The following is a 25,828-nucleotide window of genomic DNA, read 5'->3' as shown; positions in this document are numbered from 1 at the left end:
TTTTATTTCCCTTTTTTAATTTTTCCAGTCCACTTTTTAAAGCCGCCCTTTAAATAATAGAGCTCCTGATAGCCTTTTTTCTTCAGCATTTGTGCGGCTCGCCCGCTTCTTGCACTTGACTGGCAATATAAATAAACCGGTTTGTCTGGGCGGATTTCTTTATAGCGCTGTCTCAATTGGGAAAGGGGAATATTTCTTGCTCCTAAAATGTGGCCACCTTCAAATTCATTCGGCTCCCGCACATCGATGAGCTGCGCTTTCCGATAGCCGGCTTTAAATTCTTCCTCCGTTAATCCTTTCATAATCTTTTTTTGATATAAAAATGTGGCCAAAAAATAAATGATAATAGCTGCAAGAATGAGCAATGACCATTCCACGCTTGTTCGACTCCTTTTTATTTGTTTGAATTTATTTGTTTGAAGTTCATGTGAACATACATACGAATGTTGGACAACATTTATTATATAAAACAAGAATGGAAATGTCATTTCTTTTCGGGCGTTTTATTTAACAATATCCTCTTCATTTGATAGACTAAAAAAGCAAATATAAAATAAAGAGGGTTGCGATATGGGAAAAGAAATATGGAATTATATTGATTCTGGCTTTTCATCCCCTTTTTACAATATGGCTCTTGATGAAGCTTTATTGGACTGGCACAGTGAAGGAAAAATCGCTCCGACGATTCGTTTTTACGGATGGAATCCGCCGACATTATCCATCGGCTATTTTCAAAAGGTTGAAAAAGAAATTGATATGGATGCTGTAAGACGGCACGGCCTTGGCTTTGTACGAAGACCAACAGGCGGAAGGGGCGTGCTGCATGACAAGGAGCTTACATATAGCGTCATCGTATCCGAAGATCATCCGCGAATGCCCAAAACCGTGACAGAGGCTTATCGTGTAATTTCGGAAGGAATTTTGCATGGATTTCGCTTGTTAGGCTTAGACGCTCATTTTGCAATTCCAAGAACGGATGAAGAAAAACAGCATTTGAAAAATCCGCGGTCATCTGTATGCTTTGATGCACCGTCTTGGTATGAGCTGGTAGTTGAAGGAAGAAAAGTTGCCGGGAGTGCCCAAACTCGCCAGAAAGGCGTTATCCTGCAGCACGGCTCGATATTGCTAGATTTAGATGAAAAGCTGCTGTTCGACTTGTTTAAATATCCTAATGAGCGAGTCAGGGAAAGATTAGAGAAAAACTTTAAAAATAAAGCGGTGGCGATCAACGACCTTAGAGAAACTCCCGTCACAATGGAAGAGGCATGGAGCGCCTTTAAAAAAGGGTTTGAATACGGGCTTGATATTGAGCTGAGACCGTATCAATTGTCTAGCGAACAAGAAGAGTATGTGAAAAAACTGGCTAAAGAGAAATATGAAACAGAAGAATGGAATTTTAGAAGATGAAGCGGCGAACATGCCGTTTTTTGTATGATCAAAATGAAATGGATCGTTGCTTGTAAATCAAGGTGCCGATGTGTTTTCAAAAACTGCAACTGACAAATTTCTTCAAATACCGCCGGAATGATTCTAAGATCATTAAATTTCTTTTCCTTGCTTCTTTTTTTGGTTAGTTTTACATTTGACATTTTCATAATGTAGCGTATATCATACAATATATAGAGCAAACAAATGTTCTTTAGCACAATATATTGTTATTTTTTCGTTGATAATATCATCTAAATGTGGTAACGTATATCAAGTACGATATTTTTAAGGGAGTTGTGAATATGACAGTGGCGCTGAATGAGAAAATGAAAATTGATGTGGAGAAGCTGAATAAAGATATCAGCCTTTTCCCGCAGGTGCATCCGATTACGGAAGATATGAAAATCACGCACAAAGGTGTTTCGCGCCTTGTAATGCTGGACAGGTATTCATTTAAAGACACTGAAAAAATTACGCTATCTGAAGGCGATTTTGTAGTGCTGACGATCAAGGAAGATCCAAAATTTCCTGCAAGAGGGCTAGGCTACATTAAAGAAATTGATTGGGAAAATAAAAAGGCAAAGGTTCAGGTCGAAGAAGAGTTTCGTCATACTCTTGAAAAGCCTGAAGAACGGGAGACGGGAATCATCGTTCGCTCTTTAGATGTCATCGAAAAACCGCTTGAAATTTTTTATGAACAAATTGCCAAAAGAAATGCAACAGGTCTTGCTGCTGTTGAAAAAACAGAAGAAAAAAGAAAAGAATGGTTTGAAAAATTTTATCAAGAGCTCGTCAATCTGCATTTTATTCCGGCTGGCCGGGTTCTTTACGGCGCAGGAGCAGGAACCGAAGTGACGTATTTTAACTGCTATGTCATGCCCTTTGTAAAAGATTCCCGTGAAGGGATCTCTGAACACCGCAAACAAGTAATGGAAATTATGAGCCGCGGAGGCGGTGTCGGCACGAACGGTTCAACATTGAGACCAAGAAACACATTAGCCCGAGGTGTAAACGGCAAATCATCAGGATCTGTGTCGTGGCTGGATGACATTGCAAAATTAACCCATCTTGTTGAACAAGGTGGCTCACGGCGAGGAGCCCAAATGATTATGCTGGCCGACTGGCATCCTGACATCATTGAATTTATCGTTTCCAAAATGCAAAACCCGCGCATTTTGCGCTACTTAATTGAAAATACAAATGATGAAGGAATTAAGAAGGCGGCTGAAGACAAGCTCAAATTTGTTCCTCTTACACAGCAAGAGCGCGACATGTATCAAGGAATTGTCAACTTTAAAAATGTTCCGGGCAAAGGAGGCTTTTCAGACGCTGTTATTAGAGAGGCGGAATTAAAGCTTCGAGTCGGAGGAACATATACTGTTCATAATCCGGAATTTTTAACAGGCGCTAACATTTCTGTCTGCTTGACGAAAGAGTTTATGGAAGCAGTGGAAGAAGATCGGGAGTATGAGCTTCGCTTCCCAGATGTGGAAAGCTACAATGATGAAGAAATGAAGATTTACAATGAAGAATGGCATAAAGTTGGCGATGTGCGCGAATGGGAGAAAATGGGGCATCGCGTGCGCGTGTACCGCAAAATTCGCGCAAGAGAGCTTTGGAAGCTGATTAACATTTGTGCAACCTATTCAGCGGAGCCAGGTATTTTCTTCATTGACAATGCCAATGATATGACGAACGCAAGAGCATACGGTCAAAAGGTTGTTGCAACAAATCCGTGCGGTGAACAGCCTCTTGCACCATATTCCGTCTGCAACTTAGCAGCAGTAAACTTGGCGAAGATGGTCGACAAGGAAAAGAAAGCTGTTGACTATGAAAAGCTCAAACGAACTGTGGAAATCGGCGTCAGAATGCAAGATAATGTCATTGATGCTACGCCTTATTTTCTCGAAGAAAACAAAAAGCAAGCGCTGGGTGAACGGCGCATCGGCTTAGGCGTTATGGGTTTGGCGGACTTGCTTATCTACTGCGAAAAAGAATATGGAGCAGAGGACGGCAACAAGCTTGTTGATGAAGTGTTTAAGGTAATTGCAACGACCGCATACCGGGCATCAATAGAACTGGCAAAAGAAAAAGGCAGCTTCCCGTTCCTAGTCGGCGAAACGGAGGAAGAGACGCAAAAATTAAGACAAGCCTTCATTAATACAGGATATATGAAAAAAATGCCGGAAGATATTCGCGAAAACATTTTAAAATATGGTATTCGCAACTCGCATTTGCTGACGGTAGCACCGACAGGATCAACTGGCACTATGGTTGGCGTTTCTACAGGTCTTGAGCCATATTTCTCCTTCTCATACTACCGAAGCGGGCGTCTTGGCAAATTTATTGAAGTAAAAGCGGATATCGTTCAAGAATATTTAAATGAACATCCGGAAGCTGACCCGAATCATTTACCGCATTGGTTTGTGTCAGCGATGGACTTGTCGCCTGAAGCTCATGCCGATGTGCAATGCATCATTCAACGATGGGTCGATTCAAGCCTTTCCAAAACAGTAAATGCACCGAAAGGCTATACAGTTGATCAAGTGCAAAAAGTATATGAGCGCCTATGGAAGGGCGGAGCAAAAGGCGGAACTGTTTATGTAGACGGAAGCCGTGATACCCAAGTCCTGACATTAAAAGCGGAAGAAAATGTATTGAATGACGACATTCCGGAATCGACGAAAGAAAATGAAGGTAAAGTTGTGTTAATGAACACTGTTCAAGATTTGCGCTCAACTGATGTCACATATGGCAACGAAGTTGGCAATACATGTCCTGTTTGCCGGGAAGGAAAGGTTCAAGAAATCGGCGGCTGCAATACTTGTACAAAATGCGGTGCCCAATTGAAATGTGGATTATAATAAAGCGGCAGACTTGTTCTGCTGCTTTATTCTTTTATTGAAAACAAACTTCTAAACATCGTTTTCCCTTCTTAAAATGTAGTAACGGAATAGTAAGGAGGGAATGCTTTGAAAATTGACGGTGTTTTTTCTGGTGGAGGGATCAAAGGCTTCGCTTTTATTGGAGCATACAAGGCCTTGGAGGAAAAAGGATTTGAATTCGCCAGGGTTGCTGGCACGAGCGCCGGTTCGATCATTGCCGCTCTCATTGCAGCCGGCTACAAAAGTGATGAAATCCTTTCTTTGATGGACAGCTTAGAGCTGCGAAAGTTTTTAGATAAAAGAAAAGGAATTATGTCATTTATGCTCATGAAATGGATCAGTGTTTATTGGCGGATGGGACTATATAAAGGACAATTTTTAGAAGAATGGATGGAAGAAAAATTAAAAGCAAAAGGAGTTTCAACATTTGCAGATTTGCCGAAAGGAAAGCTTCGTGTGATTGCCTCCGACCTTACGAACGGAAAAATTGTTGTATTGCCGGACGATTTAAGCAAATATGGAATCAATCCTAATAGATTTTCTGTTGCAAAGGCAGTCAGAATGAGCTCATGCCTCCCGTATTTTTTTGAACCTGTCAAACTATGGACGAAGGATGGCGTCAGTATTGTTGTCGATGGAGGAGTGCTCAGCAATTTCCCGATTTGGCTTTTTGATGGAAAAATAAAAAAAAGACCGATCCTCGGTTTTCAGCTTAGCGCGCATATAGAGGAAAGGCCAAGAAATGAAATAAAAAACGCTTTATCAATGTTTCACGCGTTATTTGAAACGATGAAGGAAGCGCACGATGCAAGGCATATTGCCACAAGGCATGAACGCAGCATCGTTTTTATTCCGGTTGAAAATATTTTAACGACGGAATTTAAAATTACGAATGAGAAGAAACAGGAATTAATTCAGCTCGGCAAAGAAAAAACGGAAACCTTTTTAAAAAAGTGGTCCTATTAGAAAAGAGCTCTATTTTTCTTTTTTCCTTTTTTACCTTCGATGACTGTCAAATGATTGTTTTCTCTCCGCCTTTTAGCAGAGATAGCCGTTTTGTTTTTTTTGTGGAGTACGTGCTTTTGAGCATAATGTATCTTTTTATCTTTAAATCTTTTTTTCGATCTTTTCGCAGCTTTTAAAAACTGTGAATACTCATTATTTGTACGTTTTTTCATCACTAAGCGATAAATGAGGATGATGATCCCGATGACAACCGCCCAAATAAACAATTTGAAAAAAGTCTTTGGATTGAAAAAGAGCATATAAATAAGCCCTAAACCTCCTAAAGTAGCGATAACGGCGAATACGGGATGGACGGGAAAACGGTTCATCTAAAGGCCACCTCCATCAGTCGTTTTCAAGAAAAAGAAAAGCTCTCGTTTATCAAATCAACCAATACGCTCCATTTTTTCCGTCTCTTCTTCCAATAAAAGCAGCTTTTGAAAGCTTGCAATCGCTACTTCCACTTGATCGTCTGTAGGTTCTTTTGTCGTCAGCAGCTGAAGCCATAGTCCTGGATAACCAAGATATTTTAAAACAGGCTTATGCCGCAGCTTATTTGTAATCTGCAATACTTCAAATGAAATGCCGAGAACAACCGGTATAAGAGCGATTCGGTCAACAACGCGAAGCCAAAGCGGGTCTGTCGGAACGAGCAGATACACAAATACTCCAACAATAACCGTAAACAAAATGAAACTGGAACCGCATCGATAATGAAGTCTTGATTGTTTTTGTACATTTTCAACAGTTAAAGCGAGCCCGTTTTCATAGGCGTTAATCACTTTATGCTCAGCCCCATGGTATTGAAAAACACGCTTTACTAAAGGAGTCATCGAGATGAAATAAATATAAGCAAGCAACAGCAAAAGCTTAAAAAAGCCTTCGAGCAAAATTTGCCCCACATCCGATGAGATGATCGGCCTGAACCATTCTGCGATAAACACTGGAATTAAAGTAAAGATAAATTTGCCAAGCAAAAATGACAGCACTCCGACAGCAGCAGCTCCTAAAATGAGTGAAAGCTTCGACTCTTTTTTTTCTTCTGACAATAATTTTTCATCATCGGCTGGATCAACATCGTATCGATCTGAAGAATAGCTTAAATGTTTGGAGCCGTTTGCGCTTGCTTCAATAATGGCGGCAATTCCGCGAATAAAAGGAATTTTTTTGAAGCGGGATAATATAGGATGTTTTTTTCGCGGCAATTGAAAAAAATCAATTGAATTGTCTTTTCTCCTGATCGCTGTGACGAAATGATGCTTCCCTCCAAACATAACTCCTTCAATTACCGCTTGCCCGCCATACATAGTCTTTTCGTTTTTCATGACGCACCAACCTGCCTATCTATATAATAAAAAAGCTATTGAAAAGTTTTATTTATTACTATTCTACAAAAAATTAGATGAAACCTCTAGGTTGGATGTGTCTTTTTTCCAATAGGGCGGCGTGAAAAACTTTATCATTATTTAGTATGAATGAAATAAATTTTTTTATACAAAAAATAAACTTTTCATGAAAAATTCATCAAGAAAAGAAAAGTGGACATATTAAAAAAGGGAGGTGGACGGATGCTTAACAGCGAAAAAAAGAATTCTACTGGTAAGGAAAAGAAAAAAGAACCATTCCGATCCTTTTTTCTGAAAATTGTTGTCATTGGTTTTACTGGCGGAGTATTATGGAGTTTGATAGGATATTTAGCGTATGTGTTGAACTTTACGAAAATCGGGCCAAATCGAGCTCTCATGTTATTTGCCTTTGATAATTGGAAGAACGGAGTCGCTGGGCATTTTGCGGGAGCTGCCTTCATAGGCATCATTTCTATACTTACTGCATTTTTATATTATGTTCTGTTCAAAAAAGTTCGGTCAATATGGGGAGGCATTGTTTTCGGAGTCGCGCTGTGGGCCGTTGTTTTTTGCTGGCTGGGACCGGCATTTCTAAAAATCGATCCGCTCGGTCGGCTTGGTACAAATACCATTGTCACCTCCATCTGCTTGTATGTGCTGTTTGGCGTTTTTGTCGGGTATTCCATTTCCTACGAATATGGGGAGCGTCAATCATAAACTAAATGATGAGATTATAGAACTGTGTCAGGATCACAAGATCCAATCATAAACTAAATGATGAGAGATCAAGAATCTTATGGTAGAATGTTCATAATACTGGACATTCTTTTTTAATACATGATAGAAAGGTGTAATCGATGGAGAGAATACTTGTGATCAATGGCCCGAATTTAAATTATTTAGGCGTGAGGGAGCCGCATATTTACGGAAAAAAAACATTGGCAGATTTGGAAAATGAATTGAAATCTCTCGGTGAAAAAAAACAAGTTCAATTTTCTTTTTTTCAATCGAATCATGAAGGAGAGATTATCGATAAGCTTTATGAAGCCGATCAACAATTTGATGGAGTGATTTTAAATCCAGGAGCTTTTACTCATTACAGCTATGCGATACGGGATGCAATTGCCAGCATTTCAAAACCGGTAATTGAAGTCCATATCTCCAATACAAATCAACGGGAACCGTTCCGGCATCATTCTGTCACAGCGCCGGTGACACAAGGGCAAATAATTGGCTTAGGGTTTTACGGCTATCAATTGGCAGCTTTATCTTTACTACATTTGATCAGGGAGGAAACACATGAAGCTTGAAAAAGTTCGTTCACAAATGGAACAGTTAAATATTGACGGCATGCTCATTACAAACGAATATAACCGCCGCTATTTGACGGGATTTACAGGTACGGCCGGGGTCGCACTGGTGGCAAAAGAGGATGCATGCTTTATTACCGATTTCCGGTATGTAGAACAGTCAAAAAAACAAGTAAAGCATTTTAGAATCGTGCAGCATTCAGGATCGATTTTTGAAGAAGTCGCTGCGCAGGCGAAGAAAATGGGGATCAAAACGCTCGGGTTTGAGCAGGATCATCTTTCTTATTCAACATACACATCGTACAAGGATGTTTTAAAAGGGATTGAATTCGTTCCTGTCTCAAATATTGTGGAAAAGTTGCGCTTGATAAAGACTGATGAAGAGATTAAGATATTAAAGGAAGCCGCTGAAATCGTTGATGCTGCCTTTACACACATTTTACATATGATCCGTCCAGGTGTGAGAGAGATTGAACTAGCGAATGAGCTCGAATTTTTTATGCGAAAAAAAGGAGCAGCTTCCTCATCTTTCGATACGATTGTCGCGTCAGGCTATCGGTCAGCCCTTCCCCATGGTGTAGCAAGTGAAAAACCAATTGAAAAGGGAGAGCTTGTAACGTTTGACTTTGGCGCCTATTATAAAGGATACTGTTCAGATATGACGCGGACAATTGCTGTTGGAGATCCTGGAGATGAAATGAAAGAAATTTATAACATCGTGCTTGAAGCACAAAAGAAAGGCGTGCGCGAAATCAAGTCTGGAATGACTGGAAGGGAAGCGGATGCTGTCACACGTACCTACATTGAGGATAAAGGGTACGGGGAATATTTCGGTCATTCAACTGGACATGGAATCGGACTTGAAATCCATGAAGGACCGACACTATCAGCTCGCTCTGATACCGTTCTTCAGCCAGGCATGGTGGTCACGGTTGAACCTGGTATATACCTTCCAGGAAAAGGCGGGGTAAGAATTGAGGATGATATTTTGATCACTGAGCACGGAAATGAAGTGTTGACTCATTCGAAGAAAGAGCTCATCATTCTCTAGCGAGTGCCCCAATCAATGTTGTTAAAGAAAATGTAATAGGAGGACCAAATATGATTTCTGTAAATGATTTTCGTACAGGTTTAACGATTGAAGTCGATGGGGGGATTTGGCGCGTTCTTGAATTCCAGCATGTAAAGCCTGGTAAAGGGGCGGCGTTCGTTCGTTCAAAATTGCGCAACCTTCGGACAGGTGCCATCCAAGAAAAAACGTTTCGGGCTGGCGAAAAAGTAGCACGTGCTCAAATTGACACCCGGAAAATGCAATATTTGTATGCAAATGGCGATCAGCACGTTTTCATGGACACAGAATCGTATGAACAAATTGAGCTTACTTCAAAACAAATTGAATATGAGTTGAAGTTTTTGAAAGAAAATATGGAAGTATACATCATGATGTATCAAGGCGAAACAATCGGAATTGAGCTTCCGAACACGGTTGAATTAACTGTTACGGAAACAGAACCTGGCATTAAAGGGGACACTGCATCAGGCGGCTCTAAACCGGCTACGCTTGAAACAGGGCTTGTCGTGCAAGTGCCGTTTTTCGTTAATGAAGGGGACGTTATTATCGTCAATACTTCTGATGGTTCTTATGTTTCCCGTGCGTAATTATTCTTAAAAAAATAATGAAAAAAGTCAAAGAAAACGAAAAGACCCGCAGAATTCATAACTGATTTCTGTGGGTTATTTTTTTGAAAAGAAAGATTTTATAGCTATTTTCGCAATCGTTTATAAAAGACCAGAATACACAAGCTTTCCAACCTGGCCTTTTTTTGAACAGGATTCAATTACAGCTTGTCCACCTTTAATGATCCATCCACGCTTTTTTCTTTTTCCTCAATTCACTGAAAACGGCAAAAGGTATAACAATATAAATAAAAGCCGCAAGAAGCCATACAAGTCCATCATAAATTTGAACCAACATTCACTCACCACCCCCTAACTCCATTATAACTGTTAAAATCAGAAAATTCTATCAAATTCTATTGAAATGATAAATGCAAAAAAAGGAATAAGAGAAACGGTAGTCATAAAGTGGCCAAGCTTGCATACATTGAAAATAAATAAGGTATTAAAGGGGGAAGGAAGATTGAAAGAAATCATCTCAATTTTTCCCGAAACAATTGCAAATGAATTAAAGCAGCTTCCTTCTTCTTTTTTTGAACAGATGGAAGAAATTCGCATACGTTTGTACAAGCCGATTGAAATCATCGTTTTCGGCAAACCGCACTTTCTTCACTACGAGGCGACAAAAGAAGACGGGATGATGATTTTAAACAAGATCAGCCAATATTCGATTTACACACTGGAGGAAGAATTAAAGAGAGGTTTTATTACGATTGGAGGAGGGCACCGGATCGGCCTTGCTGGAAAAGTGATTACAGAAAACGGCAATGTCAAAGCCATACGGCACGTTACATCTTTTAATATCCGGATAGCAAGGGAGAAAATAGGCCTAGCTGAGCAATATATTCCTTATGTATATGAAAAAAAATGGTTAAATACGCTTATTTTTGGACCTCCCCAATCAGGAAAAACGACTCTGCTGCGCGATTTTGCCCGGATCATAAGTACTGGGGTTAAAACGATCCCGCCTCAAAAGGTCGGCATTGTGGATGAAAGATCAGAAATAGCCGGCAGTGTAAAAGGAATTCCGCAATTTACTTTTGGTCTTCGCATTGATGTATTGGACGGATGCCCGAAAGCAGAAGGGATGATGATGTTGATCCGTTCTATGAGCCCTGACATCATTATTGCTGATGAAATAGGGCGTAAGGAAGATACCGATGCATTAATGGAAGCTGTGAACAGCGGTGTTCAGCTGTTTGTGAGCGCTCATGGCGAATGCTTTGAAGATTTGCTGCACCGTCCGACCTTAAGAGAACTTATTCAATTAGGCATTTTTGACCGATACATGGAATTGGAGAAAAAAGGTACTCCAGGGACGGTTTCCCGTATATTTGGAAAAAAAGAAAAAGAGATTGTGTATAAAGCAGGTGTGAAATAGCGATGAAATTGCTAGGGTCTTTATTCATCTTATTAGCAACAACATGGATTGGGTTTGATTCGGCTAAACGATTGACAGAGCGGACAAGACAATTGCGGCAATTAAAGGTTTCTTTGCAAAGCTTGGAAGCTGAGATCATGTACGGCCACACACCATTGCAGGATGCATCGCTTCATATTGCCAAACAGGCAGCCCCTCCGCTTTCTAATCTATTTACATTATTTTCTGAGAAATTATCGCAAGGCGACATGGATGTGAAAAGCGCATGGGAAAGCAGTCTGCTTGAAATATGGCCTTATACATCGCTGAAGGAAGGGGAATTGGAAGTTTTAAAGCAATTTGGAGAAACATTGGGGCAGCATGATTTAATCAGCCAGCAAAAGCATATTAAATTGACAATGGCTCATTTGGAAAAAGAAGAAAAAGAAGCGCTGTTTAATCAAGAGCATTACGGAAAAATGACGAAAAGCTTAGGATTTTTAGCGGGATTGCTCATTATCATTCTTTTGATGTAGCGATATAAGCTGGGAGGAGAAAGGGACATGGGTGTTGACGTCAACACAATTTTCCAAATCGCTGGAATCGGAATAATCGTTGCGTTTCTTCATACCATTTTAGATCAAATGGGGAAGAAAGAGTACGCCCAATGGGTTACATTGTTGGGATTTATTTACATACTTTTTATGGTTGCTTCCATTGTCAACGATTTGTTCCAAAAAATTAAAGCGGTTTTTCTTTTTCAAGGATAGGAGGTTTTGGAGATTGAAATTTTTCAAATTGTCGGGCTAGGATTGATTGCAACTTTGCTCGCTCTTGTCATAAAAGAACAAAAGCCGACCTTTGCCTTTCTATTAATCGTCTTTACCGGTGTCTCCATTTTTCTTTTTTTAGTGGATCAAATTTATGAATTGATTCGAATGGTCGAAAGAATTGCGAATGAAGCAAGCATTGATTTGATTTATGTCGAAACCATTTTAAAAATCATCGGAATTGCCTATATTGCTGAATTTGGTGCGCAAATTACGAAAGATGCCGGACAAGGCTCCATTGCATCCAAAATTGAATTGGCAGGGAAAATTTTAATCTTATCTATGGCAATTCCGATCATGACGGTGATTATACAAACGATGATTAAGCTTCTCCCAAATATATAAGTTTAAGGGGGTGATGGGGATTCAGTCATCATTTTTTCGCGGCATCCTTTTTTTGGCGTTTTTTGCTTTCGCTGTGCCAAACATGGTACAAGCCTCTCAAGAGCAAAATTCATCGGCAGATCCTCCAAAAGAAGAAGCGATTCAACAAGAATATATGGCAGAACAAATGGACGAGCTTGGGATTGAGGAAATTAAAAATTTTTGGAATGACATTATGACGACATACGGAGGACTTCTTCCGGAAAGCCAGAAGGGAAGTTTGATGGATTTTATTAAAGGTGAAAAACAATTTTCTATAAAAGAGTGGGCCGTTGGCATTTTGAAATTTCTTTTACATGAAATCTTGGCAAACGGAAAGCTTCTTGGAACCATTATCATTTTAACGATATTTAGCGTTCTTCTCCAGCATTTACAAAACGCTTTTGAAGAAAAAAATGTAAGCAAAGTTGCTTACTCCATTGTTTATATGGTGCTTGTCATTTTAGCTTTAAACAGTTTTCACGTAGCCATTTCCTATGCAACGAATGCGATTAACGGGATGACAAGCTTTCTTCTAGCCTTAATTCCGATGTTAATAGCTTTAATGGCGTCATCTGGAGGAGTTGCTTCGGCTGCATTTTTTCACCCCATTACCATTTTCTTGATGAACGGAAGCGGTTTGTTGATTGAAAAAATTGTTCTCCCACTGCTGTTTTTGTCTTCTTTGTTATTTTTAATCAGCACGATGACGGATCAATATAAAGTTACTCAGCTTGCTCAGCTGTTCAGAAGCATTAGCATCTGGCTTTTAGGCATTTTCTTAACCATTTTTTTAGGAGTGATTTCTGTCCAGGGGGCGACGGCAGCTGTGACAGACGGGATCGCCTTGCGGACGACAAAGTTTATAACGGGAAACTTTATACCTGTGCTTGGAAAAATGTTTACGGAAGCGGCTGATACGCTCTTCAGCGCATCGATGCTGTTAAAAAACACAATTGGCGTCATTGGTGTTGCCATTCTCTTTTTGATCACCATTTTTCCGGCAATAAAAGTACTGGCGATTGCCTTCATCTATAAATTTGCCGCTGCCGTTTTGCAGCCTTTAGGGCCGGGAGAGATTATCTCCTGTTTAGACATCATCTCCAAGAGCATCATCTATATACTAGCGGCACTGATCCTTGTATCGTTCATGTTTTTTTTAAGCATTACAGTTATTATCGCAGCGAGCAATGTCACCATGATGGTTCGATAGGAGTGGTGGTATATGTCATTCATCACCGAATGGGTCACAAATATCATATTATTTATTTTTATTGCCATTATTTTAGATATGCTGCTGCCGAGATCCGCAATGCAAAAATATGTAAAAGTCGTTGTTAGTTTATTATTAGTGTCTGTCATTCTTACGCCGATTTTAAAAATATTTTCCTATGATTTTCCGAACTTGTTATCCGAGGAGCTGCTGAACTCGGAAGCAAAAGAAGATTCAATAAAAAAATCAATAGAATTTAAGAAAAATGAAATACAAGCTAACAACCGTGCATATATTTTAGAACAAATGGCTGTCCAAATGAAAAATTTAGCGGAAGAGGAGCTGGTAGAAAACTATGGTTTAAAGGTTCAAAAAATTCATCTTTCGGTTGATGAAACAAAAGAGAAGATTGAATCAGAAAACGATTTAAAGCAAGTTACAGTTTTCGTGGAAGAAAAAGATCTTCCCCACACGGTTGAAACGGTTAAACCGGTTGAAATCAACATGAACGAAGAAGACAAAAAAATGCTCGCAAATGAAAACGAAATAATTGCCCAGCTTGCAAAAACATGGGGAGTATCGAAAGAAAAAATTTCGATTGAAATGGAAGGAGGCGGCCTAAGTGAATGATAGGAAAAATTTTTTGCAGCGACTAGCCTCTCTTCTTCCCGGACGAGATATGCTCAAAAAATCAGCCACCTATCCATTCATGCTTATACTTTTGACGCTTGGAATCGCTTTTATGCTGATCGGCAGTTTTTTATCCGGCGAAAGCAAAACAGTAGAAACGATAAACACCGCTGCAGAAGAAGAGGATGTTGAGCCCGTATTTAAACAAACAACAAGTGAAAAAGGAACAATTGAACGTTATGAACAGCAGTATGCAAATGAGCTAAAAGGAGCGCTTCAGTCCATTTCAGGCGTAGGTGAGGTAGAAGTTATTGTCAATGTTGACTCTTCATCTGAAAGTGTGTTGGAAAAAAATCGCTCGATTCAAAACCAAACGACAGATGAGACGGACCGTGAAGGTGGAAAGCGGCAGGTGGAAGATAAATCTGTTGACGAACAAGTGGTAATCATTCGAAAAGGGGATCAAGAATCGCCCATCGTTGTAAAAACCGAAAAGCCGAAAATACGCGGGGTGTTAGTAGTAGCAAAAGGTGCTGAAAACGTTCAAATAAAAAAAATGATCACCGATGCAGTTACAAGGGTGCTTGATGTCGATAGTCATAGAGTAGCCGTATTGCCAAAAAAGTAAAGGAGGATGCTTGACATGTTAAAAAAACAAACTGTTTGGTTATTAACCATGTTAAGTTTAGTTGTTGTGCTGTCCGTTTATTACATTACATCTCCTGAAGGAGGATCTTCCCCTGATGTGGTGTTGACGGATACAGAGACGAATTCGAATGAAAAAGAAAGCGGAAATGACAATAATAAAGAACAAACAGAGCAACAAAAAACTGATGCGAAGCAGCAAGAAAAAGAACAATCGAGCAAGCAGTCCAGCTCAGAAGATGGATCGGTAGTCTCCACAATAACGGACGATGATTTATTTACTGCGCTGAGAATGGAAGTGGAAGATGAAAGAAGTGAACGCAAGCAGGAGCTGGAGACAATTATTGGGTCCAATGATGTCTCATCTGAGGAAAAAAACAATGCATATGAGGAGATGCGCGAATTATCCAAGCTGTCAGAGAAAGAGAAGGTATTAGAAACACTTATCAAAACAAAAGGCTACGAGGATGCATTAGTTCGCGCTGATGGAGACAAGGTGAGAATTACCGTAAAAGCGAAAGAACACTCCCCGCAGCAAGCAAACGAACTGATTCAATTGGTGAAGGATGAAATCCAGTCCATGCAGGATGTTGCCGTAACATTTGAAATAGCAAAGTAACATGACTCCCCGAAAAAAATCGGGGATTTTTTCATGTGAAGAAAAAGCTGCTTTGAATTGTTTGCTCATATTTTTAATAGTTATTGAATTTTAGCAAAAAGTTATCGTATCATAAATGATAGTTACTTTTAATACTTGATGATAATATCTAGCAAATTGGAATTCATTTTAAGGAGTGTTTTTTCATGTTAAATTTTAAGGAAATAAAGGAAATCATCAAATTGATCGATGATTCATCCATTGATGAATTTACATATGAAAGCGAAGGGGCAAAGGTCCAATTAAAAAAAACTGCGGCTCGGGCTGGTCAGCATGTTGTCTATAACAATGCATCTGAAATTCAAGCTTTGCCAAAGCAGCCAGCTGCTGAATCTTTAGAACAGCCGAAAAAAGAGGTGCATTTGCCGAAAGAAGAAAGCGAGCAGAAAACAGAAAATTTACATAAAATTACTTCGCCGATGGTCGGCACATTTTATGCTGCTCCAAACCCAGATGCAGATCCTTATGTTACAATAGGATCAAAAGTAAAAGAGAATACCGTTGTTTGCATTGTAGAGGCAATGAAATTATTTAATGAGATTGAAGCGGAAGTAAAAGGCGAAATTGTCGACATTTTAGTTGAGAACGGTCAGCTTGTTGAATACGGACAACCATTATTCCTTGTAAAACCAGAGTGAGGGAAAGAAAATGTTTAAAAAATTGCTGATAGCAAACAGAGGAGAAATTGCAGTAAGAATCATACGCGCCTGCAAGGAATTAGGGATCGAAACAGTCGCCATATATTCTGAGGCGGATAAAGACTCCTTGCATGTTCAGCTTGCAGATGAAGCGTATTGCATAGGACCGACTGCATCTAAAGACAGCTATTTAAACTTTACGAACATCGTGAGTGTAGCGACGCTGACTGGATCAGAAGCCATTCATCCAGGCTACGGATTTTTGGCAGAAAACGCTGATTTCGCCGAGCTTTGCAATGATTGCAACATTGTTTTTGTAGGCCCTAGTCCAGAAGCAATCACAAAAATGGGAAAAAAAGATGTTGCTAGGGAAACAATGCGGCAGGCGGGTGTTCCGATTGTGCCTGGGTCAAAAGGGATCATTAAAAGCGAAGAGGAAGCAGTTGAGATCGCAAATCAAATCGGTTATCCAGTCATTATTAAAGCAGCCGCCGGAGGCGGAGGAAAAGGAATACGCGTTGCGAATGACGAAGAAAGCTTGCGGAAAGGGATCCAAATTACTCAGCAGGAAGCGCAAACAGCATTTGGAAACCCAGGCGTTTACATTGAAAAATGTATTGAAGATTTCCGCCATGTTGAAATCCAAATTCTTGCCGATCACCATGGAAACGTCGTTCATTTAGGTGAAAGGGACTGCAGCATTCAAAGGCGCTTACAAAAGCTGGTGGAAGAAACTCCTTCTCCTGCACTATCTGATAAAATGCGACATAAAATGGGGGAAGCGGCTGTAAAAGCAGCCAAAGCGGTGCGTTATTCCGGTGCAGGTACAGTGGAATTCATTTTTGATTATAAAAATGAGCAATTTTATTTCATGGAAATGAATACCCGCATTCAAGTTGAGCATCCTGTTACTGAAATGGTCACAGGCATTGACCTGATCAAAGAGCAGATCAAGATTGCAGCAAACGAACCACTAAGCTTTGAACAGAAAGACATTACATTTAACGGCTGGGCGATCGAATGTAGAATTAACGCAGAAAACCCGGAAAAGAATTTTATGCCTTCAGCTGGTAAAATCGAAATGTACCTGCCTCCGGGCGGACCGGGTGTCCGCATTGATTCTGCCTGCTACCCTGGCTATTCCATTCCGCCATATTATGATTCAATGGTCGCAAAGCTGATTACACACGGAGCGACAAGGGAAGAAGCGATAGCCAAAATGAAAAGAGCTTTAAGTGAATTTGTTATAGAAGGAGTGCATACAACCATACCTTTCCACCTGAAATTAATGGATCATGAAAAATTTATCAGCGGGGAGTTCAACACTAGATTTCTTGAAAATTATAAAATCATGTCATAATTTTGGAGGTGTACTATTTGAAAGATACAGGATTGGAAATGAATCATGAAGCAAGCTTTGGAAAAGTGGAAATCGCTCCGGAAGTCATTGAAGTCATCGCCGGAATTGCCGCATCTGAAATAGAAGGGGTAGCCCAAATGCGCGGCAATTTCGCTTCAGGAGTCGCTGAACGCTTTGGCAAAAAAAATCATGGTAAAGGCGTAAAAGTAGACTTAGGTGAAGAAGGCATTGTCATTGATGTATATTGTGTCATGAATTTCGGGGTTTCCATTCCGGCTGTTGCACAGAAAGTACAAGAAAACATTCGTCAAACGCTTTTAACGATGACGGCGCTTGAAATCAACGAAATCAACATTCATGTAGTGGGCATTCAGTTTGAAACGAAGACGGAAGAGCCTGAAATTCAAGAGGAAATGTAAAGGCGGAGGATATCCTCCCCTTTTTTGTTTAAAATAAAGAATAATAAGAAAGATTCTGAAATTTCTTTTCGGATGAACTTTCATATGTGATACAAGAGGCAGTTATGATATGATTCATATATGACATTTCGACATAGTTTGAAAAAAGGAGCAAAAAGATGAAACGGAGAACAGCTAGGAAAAAGGCATTGCAGGCACTGTTTCAAATTGACTTGGCTGAAGCGCTTCCTGAGGAAGCCATCAATCATGTTTTGGACGGTAATGAACATGATCCATTTTTAAATAAGCTTGTACTCGGAACGGTTGAACATCAAAACGAAATTGACGAATTGATAAAAAGGAATTTAACCAATTGGAAATTGGAAAGATTGGCTAACATTGACCGTGCCATTTTGCGTTTAGCTGTATATGAGATGAAATATGAACCGGATATTCCGTTCAATGTAACAATTGATGAAGCGATTGAACTTGCTAAAATGTTCGGAGATGTTCAGTCGAGCAAATTTGTAAATGGTGTCCTCTCAAGTATAAAAGAAGAGTTAGAAAAAAAAGCTTAGGAGGAAAAAGATGGTGGCGACGATTATTGACGGAAAAGAATTGGCAAAAGAAATGCGAAGCGAGTTAAAGAAAGAAGTGGAACAATTAAAGGAAAAAGGGGTAACACCCGGCCTTGCCATTATTTTAGTTGGAAATAATCCTGCTTCCCTTTCTTACATTAAGGGGAAGCAAAAAGCTTCGGAGGAAATCGGCGTTTCTTTTAAGCTGGAACATTTGGAGGAGTCGATTTCACAAGAAGAACTGCTTGAAGTGATAGAAAAATATAATCAGGACGATCGTTATGACGGAATTCTTGTTCAGCTTCCGTTACCTGACCATATTGATGAAACAGCAGTCATTGAAAAAATTTCTCCAGAAAAAGATGTGGATGGCTTTCATCCGATTAATGTTGGACGCATGATGACGGGACAGGATGCGTTTTTGCCGTGCACACCGGCCGGAATTGTTGAAATGATCAAATCTGCAAATATCGAAATTGCCGGAAAGCATGTTGTCGTTGTTGGCAGAAGCAATATTGTCGGAAAACCGGTCGGACAATTGCTTCTAAACGAAAATGCAACGGTTACATATTGCCATTCGAAAACGAAAAATTTGCGGGAGCATACGATCCAAGGAGATATTTTAATCGTTGCTGTCGGGCGTCCTCATTTCATAGGTGCTGATCATATTAAAGAAGGTGCAGTCGTAATAGATGTTGGCGTCAATAGACTTGAGAACGGAAAACTTGTAGGCGATGTAAAATTTGATGAGGCAAAAGAAAAAGCAAGCGCCATTACTCCTGTTCCCGGCGGAGTAGGTCCAATGACGATTACGATGCTGGTTTATAATACGGTTAAATCCGCAAAGAAGCGGGTACGTCCATAAACTTGCTTTAAAGGAGTTGTTCATGAGTAACAAAAAATTTGTAACCGTTTCGGCGTTAACAAAATACCTTAAGCGAAAATTTGATGTTGATCCACATTTGCGCGATATTTGGGTAAAAGGCGAATTATCAAACGTAAAAATTCATGACAGCGGACATATTTATTTTACGTTAAAGGACGAGCATGCCAGAATACAGGCGGTTATGTTTTCAAGTTTTAACCGTTCTCTTCCATTTCGCCCAGAGGACGGGATGAACGTATTGGTACGCGGTGAAATTACCATTTACCAGCCCGGAGGAATATACCAAATTTATGCAAAGGAAATGGAGCCTGATGGAGTAGGAGGGCTTTATCTTGCATTCGAGCAGCTGAAAAAAAAATTGGAGCAAGAAGGGCTGTTCGATGTCAAGCATAAAAAAACGATTCCTGCCTTTCCAAAGACGATCGGTGTGATCACATCGCCGACAGGTGCAGCCGTCAGGGATATCATCACAACGATCAAACGAAGATACCCTGTGGCAAAAGTGGTGGTTATTCCCGCAATTGTTCAAGGTGTACAAGCGGGAAAATCGATTGTGAATAAAATACAGCTTGCCAACTCCCTCGGTTATTTCGATGTCCTCATTGTTGGAAGAGGAGGCGGGTCGATTGAAGAGTTGTGGGCTTTCAATGAAGAGGTGGTGGCAAGGGAAATTTTTAAATCAAAAATACCCGTTATATCTGCTGTAGGCCATGAAACAGATTATACAATCGCAGATTTTGTCGCCGATCTTCGGGCGCCGACTCCAACCGGAGCAGCAGAGCTGGCTGTTCCTAATATAACGGATTTAATCGAAAAGATCCGGGAACGGAACATTAGAATGACGAACGCTTTAAAGGAACGGATCAAAAAGGAAAAGCTCAAGCTTTTCCGCTTAACCAACTCATATGCATTCAAATATCCGAAAAAGCTTTATATGCAAAAAGAACAGGAGCTGGACATTTTATTCGAACGTTTTAAAAAAGCAGGAAAACGTTACTTAAACGATCAAACGAACCGATACTTGTTATTGACGAATCGTCTTAAAAACGAACTTCCATATGACCAAATTGAGCGGGCGAAGACAAGAATGAAGGATCTGGACAAAAAAATGCTGCGCGAGATGACAGCTTTATATCAACAGAAGCTGAATCGCTTTCAAGCATTGGCTTCTAAACTTGATGCGCTCAGCCCATTAAAGATTATGGAACGTGGATACAGCCTTGTGTATAAACAAGATAAGCTGGTAAAGAGCGTAAAACAAACGGCTGAAGGGGATTTTATTCAAATTAAATTGCAGGACGGGACCATCCATTGTGAAGTATCTGAAATTGAGGAGAGAAGATCATGAATGATCAAAAAGAATTAACGTTTGAAGAAGCGATGAAAGAGCTGGAAGCAATTGTTTTAAAATTAGAAGACGGAGATGTTCCATTAGAACAGGCGATCCAATATTTTCAAGAAGGAATGAAGCTTTCAAAGCTTTGCCATGAAAAATTAACGCAAGCTGAAAAGCAATTGGATTTTATTCTTGATGAAGATGGAACGATCAAACCTTTCCAAGCACAGGAGGAAGAACAAAAGTGATGTCTTTTCCGGAATACTTAAAAACGCGCAAAGCTGCCATTGATTCCGTTCTTCCCACATATATTGAAAGATTAAATGCCCCGAAAATTATTAAAGAATCGATGATTTATTCCTTAAATGCCGGCGGGAAACGTCTGCGCCCTATGCTCTTGCTTGCCGTTCTCCATTCGTATGGAAAAGAAGAGAAAATTGGCTACCCGGTCGCATGTGCGGTGGAATTGATTCATACGTATTCGCTCATTCATGATGACCTTCCATGCATGGACAATGATGATTTTAGAAGAGGAAAGCCGACCAATCATAAAGTATATGGAGAAGCCATAGCCGTGCTGGCAGGTGACGGATTACTGACTGAAAGCTTTCGGCTGATTGCTGATGCTGAAGAGCTTTCAGATCGCGTAAAATTGACGCTCATTTCAGAGCTTTCAAAGGCGGCTGGTGCAGAAGGAATGGTTGGCGGACAAGTTGCCGACATGGAAGGAGAAAACAAACAATTAACTTTAAAACAGCTTGAATATATTCATGAGCATAAAACAGCAAAGCTTCTGGCTTTCAGTATTATTGCAGGTGCCATTATTGCTGAGGCGTCGATTGAAGAAATAAATAAATTAAAGGAATTCGCATACCATATAGGCATTGCCTTCCAAATTAAAGATGACATATTAGATGTTGAAGGAGACGAAGAAAAGATCGGAAAGCCTGTTGGTTCCGATGAAGAGAATAAAAAAACAACGTATTTGTCCGTACTGTCTTTGGAAGGCGCAAAGAAAAAATTGTCGGAGCATATTGAAACATCAAAGGCTATTTTGCAAACATGTTCCATAAACAATGAGCTTCTATTATCGTTTTGTGATTTAATTGGGGAGCGCGAACATTAAACGATGAAAATTCGGTGCACCTCCAACGGGTCGACAAAATGTGAGGAACGGGATTCGCATTTGAATGTGTGCATTCTCCAACAAGTTGAGGAAAACACTCCTATATGATATAATTCTGTCAGAAAACATGATGGAGTGGTGCAGTATTCTAGTCAGCCCTCCGGTTCTGAAGGCGGGCCTAAAAATCCGCTAAAGGGCACATCGATGAAGTTCCTGGTGTTGGCTTGAGGCGCCCAGCCTTGGGTTGATGCTGGGGGTTAAGGTTAGAGGGCGATCCACAATGGCATGTGGGCGTTGACCCTCTTTCCGCGGAGGCCCATTTTATGTGCAAAATGGGTATGAACCTGTCTACGCGCTTCATAGTGCTATGAGGCGCGGACAGCGTAGCCTGCCTTGAGTGGAGGCCGAGGGGATTATGGAAACAAGGAACTTTTTCATATGGCCAATGAAAGAGTTTCTTATGTGACATATGAAATCGGCTCTGCAAAAGAGGCTAGGAACCGGCTAAAGGCTGTTTGAGGAAAACTCCTAGACTGTTCACATGACATATATAGAGGATTGTAGTACGGACTAAGTGGCAATCCAGTCTAGCGTTTGGCGACAGCGCTAAGTCAGGTTTAAAGGGAAACCGCCGGGGCGGCAACGCCTGGTACTTGACTGGGAAAACCTACTGGACCTAAGCCGTAATGTTTACTCTATATATGACCACTCCATTTCGTTATATATAGTTTTTACATAGAAATCAGGTGTTATGCATTTCATGATGAAAGAGCTAATTCGATATTCAATACGATGGAGTTTAGGAATTGCCGTTATCACATTCGTGTTAGCGGCTCTTTTTTCAATTGTATCAACTGTTCTCCTGAAAGGCGTCGGATGGGCTGCCGGTATGATGATCGTTTTTGTGATCGTTTTAATCGGCATTTTTTTTGATATGCTCGGCATTGCTGCCACATCAGCAGATGAGGTTCCGTTTCATGCGATGGCGTCAAAGCGTGTGAGCGGTGCCAAGCATGCCATTCAAATTATCCGAAATGCCGATCGCTTTTCGAACTTTTGCAACGATGTTATTGGTGATATTTCCGGCATAATCAGCGGAACAGCCTCGGCTGTTGTCGTAGTGCAGCTGGCGGTGACGTTTGCCGACCGTCAAACTTCGGCGCTTGAGTTTACGATTTCAATCGTATTCACAAGCATTGTAGCTGCTCTTACTGTCGGAGGAAAAGCGTTTGGAAAGGCGTTTGCAATCCGTTTTTCAACTCCGATTATTTTTTATGTCGGAAAGATATTTTATTTTTTTGAAAAAAGATTTAATATTGTTTTGATGAAAGAGAAAAAAGGAAAGAATCATAAAAAAGCAAGCATATCTAAAAAGCGAAAGTGAGTGATCCGTTTTGGATCTATTGTCCATCGAAAATCCAAAATTTCTGAAAAAGTTTTCAATAAAAGAACTGGAGCAATTGAGCGCGGAAATTCGCCAATTTTTAATTGAAAAGCTGTCAGTGACCGGCGGACATATTGGACCAAATTTAGGAGTAGTTGAGCTGACAATATCTTTACATAAAATGTTTGACAGCCCGAAAGATAAATTTATTTGGGATGTAGGTCACCAGGCGTACGTTCATAAAATTTTGACAGGCAGGGCGAAAGAGTTTGATACGTTGAGGCAGTATAAAGGATTGTCCGGTTTTCCGAAGCGTTCAGAAAGCGAGCACGATGTTTGGGAAACGGGGCACAGTTCAACTTCACTTTCTGCGGCAATGGGAATGGTTATTGCCCGCGATTTAAAAGGAACGGATGAATATATTGTGCCGATTATCGGCGACGGTGCTTTAACCGGAGGCATGGCGCTTGAAGCATTGAATCACATCGGCCATGAACAAAAGGATATTATTGTTGTGTTAAACGATAATGAAATGTCTATTGCTCCAAACGTCGGTGCTCTTCATCATATACTTGGAAGATTAAGAACAACAGGCAAATATCACTGGGTAAAAGAAGAGTTGGAATACTTGTTGAAAAAAATTCCAGCTGTCGGAGGAAAGCTTGCCTCAACAGCAGAACGGCTTAAAGACAGTCTGAAATATTTATTCGTTTCGGGCATGTTTTTTGAGGAGCTTGGCTTTACCTATTTTGGACCGATTGACGGACATGATTTTCAGGCATTGATGGAAAACATTAGTTATGCCAAAAAAACAAAAGGCCCTGTTTTGCTGCATGTTATCACGAAAAAAGGAAAGGGCTATTTGCCTGCCGAAAAAGACAAGGTTGGAACATGGCATGGAACAGGCCCGTATAAAATTGAAACAGGCGATTTTGTTAAACCGAAAATATCGGCTCCGTCTTGGAGTGAATTAGTAAGTGAAACAGTTCGAAAATTAGCGAGAAACGATGAAAGAATTGTTGCAATTACACCAGCCATGCCGGTTGGTTCGAAACTTGAAAAATTCCGAGAAGAATTTCCGGACAGAATGTTTGATGTCGGTATTGCCGAGCAGCATGCGGTGACGCTTGCAGGAGGACTTGCTGCTGCCAATATGAAGCCGTTTTTGGCAATCTATTCAACCTTTTTGCAGCGCGGTTATGACCAAATGGTTCATGACATTTGCCGACAAAACTTAAATGTGTTTTTCGGAATTGACCGCGCAGGACTCGTCGGAGCTGACGGAGAAACCCATCAGGGAGTATTTGACATCGCTTTTTTGCGCCATATACCAAACATTGTATTAATGATGGCGAAAGACGAAAATGAAGGACAGCATATGGTTTATACGGCTCTGAAGTACGATGAAGGGCCGATCGCTCTTCGCTATCCGAGAGGAACAGGATTGGGTGTGCCTCTTGATCCTGAGCTGAAAGAAATTCCGATCGGTACGTGGGAAGTTCTTTTACAAGGTAAAGATGCTGTCATTTTAACATTTGGAACGACGATTAAAATGGCATTGGATGCAGCGAAAGCACTTGCCAAAAATAATGTTTCCGTTCGAGTCGTCAATGCCCGCTTTTTAAAGCCGCTTGATGAGAAAATGCTTCTTGAGATTTTCAACGAAGGAATACCGATTTTAACAGTAGAGGAAGCAGTTCTTGAAGGCGGTTTTGGCAGCTCGGTATTAGAATTTGCTGAAAAGCATGGCTTTACAAATCTTACAATGAAAAGAATGGGAATTCCAGATCGCTTTATCGAGCATGGAAGCGTGGAAAAACTATTAGAAGAGATTGGATTAACAAAAGAAGGAATAATAAAAAATGTGCTCGAAGTAATACCAAAAAAAGAAAAAGGAATCAAATATGGGTAAAAAGGAACGTTTAGATGTATTGCTTGTAGAAAGAGGACTTGCAGAAACGAGAGAAAAAGCAAAAAGGGCCGTTATGGCCGGGCTTGTTTATTCAAATGAAAAACGATTGGATAAGCCTGGCGAAAAAATTGATCGCGACATCCCGTTAACTGTAAAGGGAGATGCGATCCCTTATGTTTCAAGAGGCGGTTTAAAGCTGGAAAAGGCATTGAAACAATTTGAAATCAGTGTGGCAGGAAAAATTATGGTAGATGTCGGCTCTTCTACGGGTGGATTTACCGACTGCGCCTTGCAGAACGGCGCAAAATTATGTTATGCGGTGGATGTCGGGTATAATCAATTGGATTGGAAGCTGCGTCAAGATGAACGTGTCATCGTGATGGAACGGACAAACTTCCGTTATGTAAAGCCGGAGGATTTTCAAAAGGGGCTTCCGGAATTTGCTACCATTGATGTATCGTTTATCTCTTTAAAATTGATCCTCCCTGTTTTAAAAACCATTTTGGTGCCCACTGGTGAATGCGTCGCGCTAATTAAGCCGCAATTTGAAGCAGGAAAAGAAAAAGTCGGGAAAAAAGGAATTGTGAAAGATGCTCGGGTTCATGAGGAAGTTTTGCATGACATAACGGCCTTTGCAATCAATGAAGGATTTGATTGCTTACATTTATCGTACTCTCCGATCACTGGCAGCAACGGGAATATAGAGTTTTTGCTCCATTTGTATTGGGGAGGGGCAAAAGAAAAAGGTGACATAAAATTTACGGAAACAATTGAAGAAATTGTGAAAAACGCTCATTCGACGTTAAAAATAAAGAGACAGGGATAACGAATACAAGTTATTCCTGTTTTTCTATGAGATA

The 25,828-nt window shown here is 40.4% G+C and carries 29 protein-coding genes; 26 read left to right on the top strand and 3 right to left on the bottom strand.

Features of this window, described 5'->3' with window-relative positions; genetic code table 11:
- Window positions 1-2: 2 nt before the first annotated feature.
- On the bottom strand, window positions 3-377 hold the full coding sequence (locus tag NSQ84_RS12115; protein WP_063388106.1) for a rhodanese-like domain-containing protein: 375 nt from the start codon (window positions 375-377) through the stop codon (window positions 3-5).
- Between the two features lie 193 nt (window positions 378-570).
- Between NSQ84_RS12115 and NSQ84_RS12110 the strand changes: the two genes are divergently transcribed.
- The 3 genes from NSQ84_RS12110 to NSQ84_RS12100 all read left to right on the top strand — a co-directional run bounded on the left by NSQ84_RS12110 (window position 571) and on the right by NSQ84_RS12100 (window position 5,279).
- On the top strand, window positions 571-1,407 hold the full coding sequence (locus tag NSQ84_RS12110) for a biotin/lipoate A/B protein ligase family protein (protein ID WP_063388107.1): 837 nt from the start codon (window positions 571-573) through the stop codon (window positions 1,405-1,407).
- A gap of 323 nt (window positions 1,408-1,730) precedes the next feature.
- Window positions 1,731-4,292 (top strand): vitamin B12-dependent ribonucleotide reductase, encoded by a 2,562-nt coding sequence (locus tag NSQ84_RS12105; protein ID WP_063388108.1) that lies wholly within the window; start codon window positions 1,731-1,733, stop codon window positions 4,290-4,292.
- A gap of 108 nt (window positions 4,293-4,400) precedes the next feature.
- Entirely contained in the window at window positions 4,401-5,279 is an 879-nt protein-coding gene (locus tag NSQ84_RS12100) for a patatin-like phospholipase family protein (protein WP_066247600.1), read from the top strand.
- On the opposite strand, the gene NSQ84_RS12095 is transcribed toward NSQ84_RS12100, so the two are convergent.
- Together NSQ84_RS12095 and NSQ84_RS12090 are read right to left on the bottom strand one after the other, a co-directional pair.
- Entirely contained in the window at window positions 5,276-5,647 is a 372-nt protein-coding gene (locus NSQ84_RS12095; protein WP_066247602.1) for an SA1362 family protein, read from the bottom strand. The genes NSQ84_RS12100 and NSQ84_RS12095 overlap by 4 nt on opposite strands.
- Window positions 5,648-5,704: 57 nt before the next feature.
- Window positions 5,705-6,643: a DUF1385 domain-containing protein gene (locus NSQ84_RS12090; RefSeq protein ID WP_327873844.1), complete on the bottom strand. Its 939-nt coding sequence runs from the start codon at window positions 6,641-6,643 to the stop codon at window positions 5,705-5,707.
- A 243-nt stretch (window positions 6,644-6,886) separates the two neighbouring features.
- On the opposite strand from NSQ84_RS12090, the gene NSQ84_RS12085 reads away from it, so the two are divergent.
- The 23 genes from NSQ84_RS12085 to NSQ84_RS11975 all read left to right on the top strand — a co-directional run bounded on the left by NSQ84_RS12085 (window position 6,887) and on the right by NSQ84_RS11975 (window position 25,794).
- Window positions 6,887-7,381 (top strand): YqhR family membrane protein, encoded by a 495-nt coding sequence (locus tag NSQ84_RS12085; protein WP_063388112.1) that lies wholly within the window; start codon window positions 6,887-6,889, stop codon window positions 7,379-7,381.
- Window positions 7,382-7,521: 140 nt separating this feature from the next.
- Window positions 7,522-7,974: a type II 3-dehydroquinate dehydratase gene (aroQ, locus tag NSQ84_RS12080; RefSeq protein ID WP_063388113.1), complete on the top strand. Its 453-nt coding sequence runs from the start codon at window positions 7,522-7,524 to the stop codon at window positions 7,972-7,974.
- Window positions 7,964-9,025: a Xaa-Pro peptidase family protein gene (locus tag NSQ84_RS12075; protein WP_094246194.1), complete on the top strand. Its 1,062-nt coding sequence runs from the start codon at window positions 7,964-7,966 to the stop codon at window positions 9,023-9,025. Before aroQ ends, NSQ84_RS12075 begins: the two co-directional genes overlap by 11 nt.
- Window positions 9,026-9,075: 50 nt before the next feature.
- Entirely contained in the window at window positions 9,076-9,633 is a 558-nt protein-coding gene (efp, locus tag NSQ84_RS12070; protein ID WP_063388115.1) for an elongation factor P, read from the top strand.
- A gap of 481 nt (window positions 9,634-10,114) precedes the next feature.
- Window positions 10,115-11,032, top strand: coding sequence for a stage III sporulation protein AA (spoIIIAA, locus tag NSQ84_RS12065; protein WP_327873846.1), 918 nt, complete (start codon window positions 10,115-10,117; stop codon window positions 11,030-11,032).
- A 2-nt stretch (window positions 11,033-11,034) separates the two neighbouring features.
- Window positions 11,035-11,547, top strand: a complete 513-nt coding sequence (spoIIIAB, locus tag NSQ84_RS12060) for a stage III sporulation protein SpoIIIAB (protein WP_066247606.1) — start codon at window positions 11,035-11,037, stop codon at window positions 11,545-11,547.
- A gap of 27 nt (window positions 11,548-11,574) precedes the next feature.
- A complete protein-coding gene (gene spoIIIAC / locus NSQ84_RS12055) occupies window positions 11,575-11,781 on the top strand; it encodes a stage III sporulation protein AC (RefSeq protein WP_063388118.1) in 207 nt (68 codons plus the stop codon).
- A gap of 6 nt (window positions 11,782-11,787) precedes the next feature.
- Window positions 11,788-12,186, top strand: a complete 399-nt coding sequence (gene spoIIIAD, locus NSQ84_RS12050) for a stage III sporulation protein AD (RefSeq protein WP_094246193.1) — start codon at window positions 11,788-11,790, stop codon at window positions 12,184-12,186.
- Window positions 12,187-12,268: 82 nt separating this feature from the next.
- Window positions 12,269-13,417, top strand: coding sequence for a stage III sporulation protein AE (gene spoIIIAE / locus NSQ84_RS12045; protein WP_339212784.1), 1,149 nt, complete (start codon window positions 12,269-12,271; stop codon window positions 13,415-13,417).
- Between the two features lie 12 nt (window positions 13,418-13,429).
- Window positions 13,430-14,047, top strand: a complete 618-nt coding sequence (spoIIIAF, locus tag NSQ84_RS12040; RefSeq protein WP_327873848.1) for a stage III sporulation protein AF — start codon at window positions 13,430-13,432, stop codon at window positions 14,045-14,047.
- A complete protein-coding gene (gene spoIIIAG / locus NSQ84_RS12035; RefSeq protein ID WP_339211937.1) occupies window positions 14,040-14,675 on the top strand; it encodes a stage III sporulation protein AG in 636 nt (211 codons plus the stop codon). Before spoIIIAF ends, spoIIIAG begins: the two co-directional genes overlap by 8 nt.
- 15 nt (window positions 14,676-14,690) lie before the next feature.
- Window positions 14,691-15,311 carry a SpoIIIAH-like family protein gene (locus tag NSQ84_RS12030; RefSeq protein ID WP_066247608.1) on the top strand — a complete coding sequence of 207 codons (621 nt, stop codon included), beginning with the start codon at window positions 14,691-14,693 and terminating at the stop codon, window positions 15,309-15,311.
- A 185-nt stretch (window positions 15,312-15,496) separates the two neighbouring features.
- Window positions 15,497-15,988, top strand: a complete 492-nt coding sequence (gene accB / locus NSQ84_RS12025; RefSeq protein WP_063388122.1) for an acetyl-CoA carboxylase biotin carboxyl carrier protein — start codon at window positions 15,497-15,499, stop codon at window positions 15,986-15,988.
- A gap of 10 nt (window positions 15,989-15,998) precedes the next feature.
- The gene (accC, locus tag NSQ84_RS12020) at window positions 15,999-17,348 is read left to right on the top strand and encodes an acetyl-CoA carboxylase biotin carboxylase subunit (protein ID WP_063388123.1); all 1,350 of its coding nucleotides are present in this window, start codon (window positions 15,999-16,001) and stop codon (window positions 17,346-17,348) included.
- Between the two features lie 17 nt (window positions 17,349-17,365).
- A complete protein-coding gene (locus NSQ84_RS12015) occupies window positions 17,366-17,767 on the top strand; it encodes an Asp23/Gls24 family envelope stress response protein (RefSeq protein ID WP_063388124.1) in 402 nt (133 codons plus the stop codon).
- A 158-nt stretch (window positions 17,768-17,925) separates the two neighbouring features.
- On the top strand, window positions 17,926-18,324 hold the full coding sequence (gene nusB / locus NSQ84_RS12010; protein ID WP_063388125.1) for a transcription antitermination factor NusB: 399 nt from the start codon (window positions 17,926-17,928) through the stop codon (window positions 18,322-18,324).
- A gap of 10 nt (window positions 18,325-18,334) precedes the next feature.
- Complete coding sequence (folD, locus tag NSQ84_RS12005; protein ID WP_063388126.1) at window positions 18,335-19,189, top strand: bifunctional methylenetetrahydrofolate dehydrogenase/methenyltetrahydrofolate cyclohydrolase FolD; 855 nt, start codon at window positions 18,335-18,337, stop codon at window positions 19,187-19,189.
- 22 nt (window positions 19,190-19,211) lie between these two features.
- Window positions 19,212-20,558, top strand: coding sequence for an exodeoxyribonuclease VII large subunit (gene xseA / locus NSQ84_RS12000; RefSeq protein ID WP_144596800.1), 1,347 nt, complete (start codon window positions 19,212-19,214; stop codon window positions 20,556-20,558).
- On the top strand, window positions 20,555-20,794 hold the full coding sequence (locus NSQ84_RS11995; RefSeq protein ID WP_063388128.1) for an exodeoxyribonuclease VII small subunit: 240 nt from the start codon (window positions 20,555-20,557) through the stop codon (window positions 20,792-20,794). Before xseA ends, NSQ84_RS11995 begins: the two co-directional genes overlap by 4 nt.
- Entirely contained in the window at window positions 20,794-21,672 is an 879-nt protein-coding gene (locus NSQ84_RS11990) for a farnesyl diphosphate synthase (protein ID WP_327873853.1), read from the top strand. The genes NSQ84_RS11995 and NSQ84_RS11990 overlap by 1 nt, the downstream gene beginning before the upstream one ends.
- A gap of 763 nt (window positions 21,673-22,435) precedes the next feature.
- Window positions 22,436-23,056 carry a hypothetical protein gene (locus tag NSQ84_RS11985; RefSeq protein WP_063388177.1) on the top strand — a complete coding sequence of 207 codons (621 nt, stop codon included), beginning with the start codon at window positions 22,436-22,438 and terminating at the stop codon, window positions 23,054-23,056.
- A gap of 10 nt (window positions 23,057-23,066) precedes the next feature.
- The gene (gene dxs, locus NSQ84_RS11980; RefSeq protein WP_063388130.1) at window positions 23,067-24,968 is read left to right on the top strand and encodes a 1-deoxy-D-xylulose-5-phosphate synthase; all 1,902 of its coding nucleotides are present in this window, start codon (window positions 23,067-23,069) and stop codon (window positions 24,966-24,968) included.
- On the top strand, window positions 24,961-25,794 hold the full coding sequence (locus NSQ84_RS11975) for a TlyA family RNA methyltransferase (RefSeq protein ID WP_066247615.1): 834 nt from the start codon (window positions 24,961-24,963) through the stop codon (window positions 25,792-25,794). Before dxs ends, NSQ84_RS11975 begins: the two co-directional genes overlap by 8 nt.
- Window positions 25,795-25,828 lie beyond the last annotated feature (34 nt).

This window comes from Aeribacillus sp. FSL K6-3256 (assembly GCF_037965805.1).
GTDB classification, from domain to species: Bacteria; Bacillota; Bacilli; order Bacillales; family Aeribacillaceae; genus Aeribacillus; species Aeribacillus composti.
The sequence above is the reverse complement of the archived record's forward strand: the minus strand, read 5'-3'. Positions and strand labels throughout refer to the sequence as shown.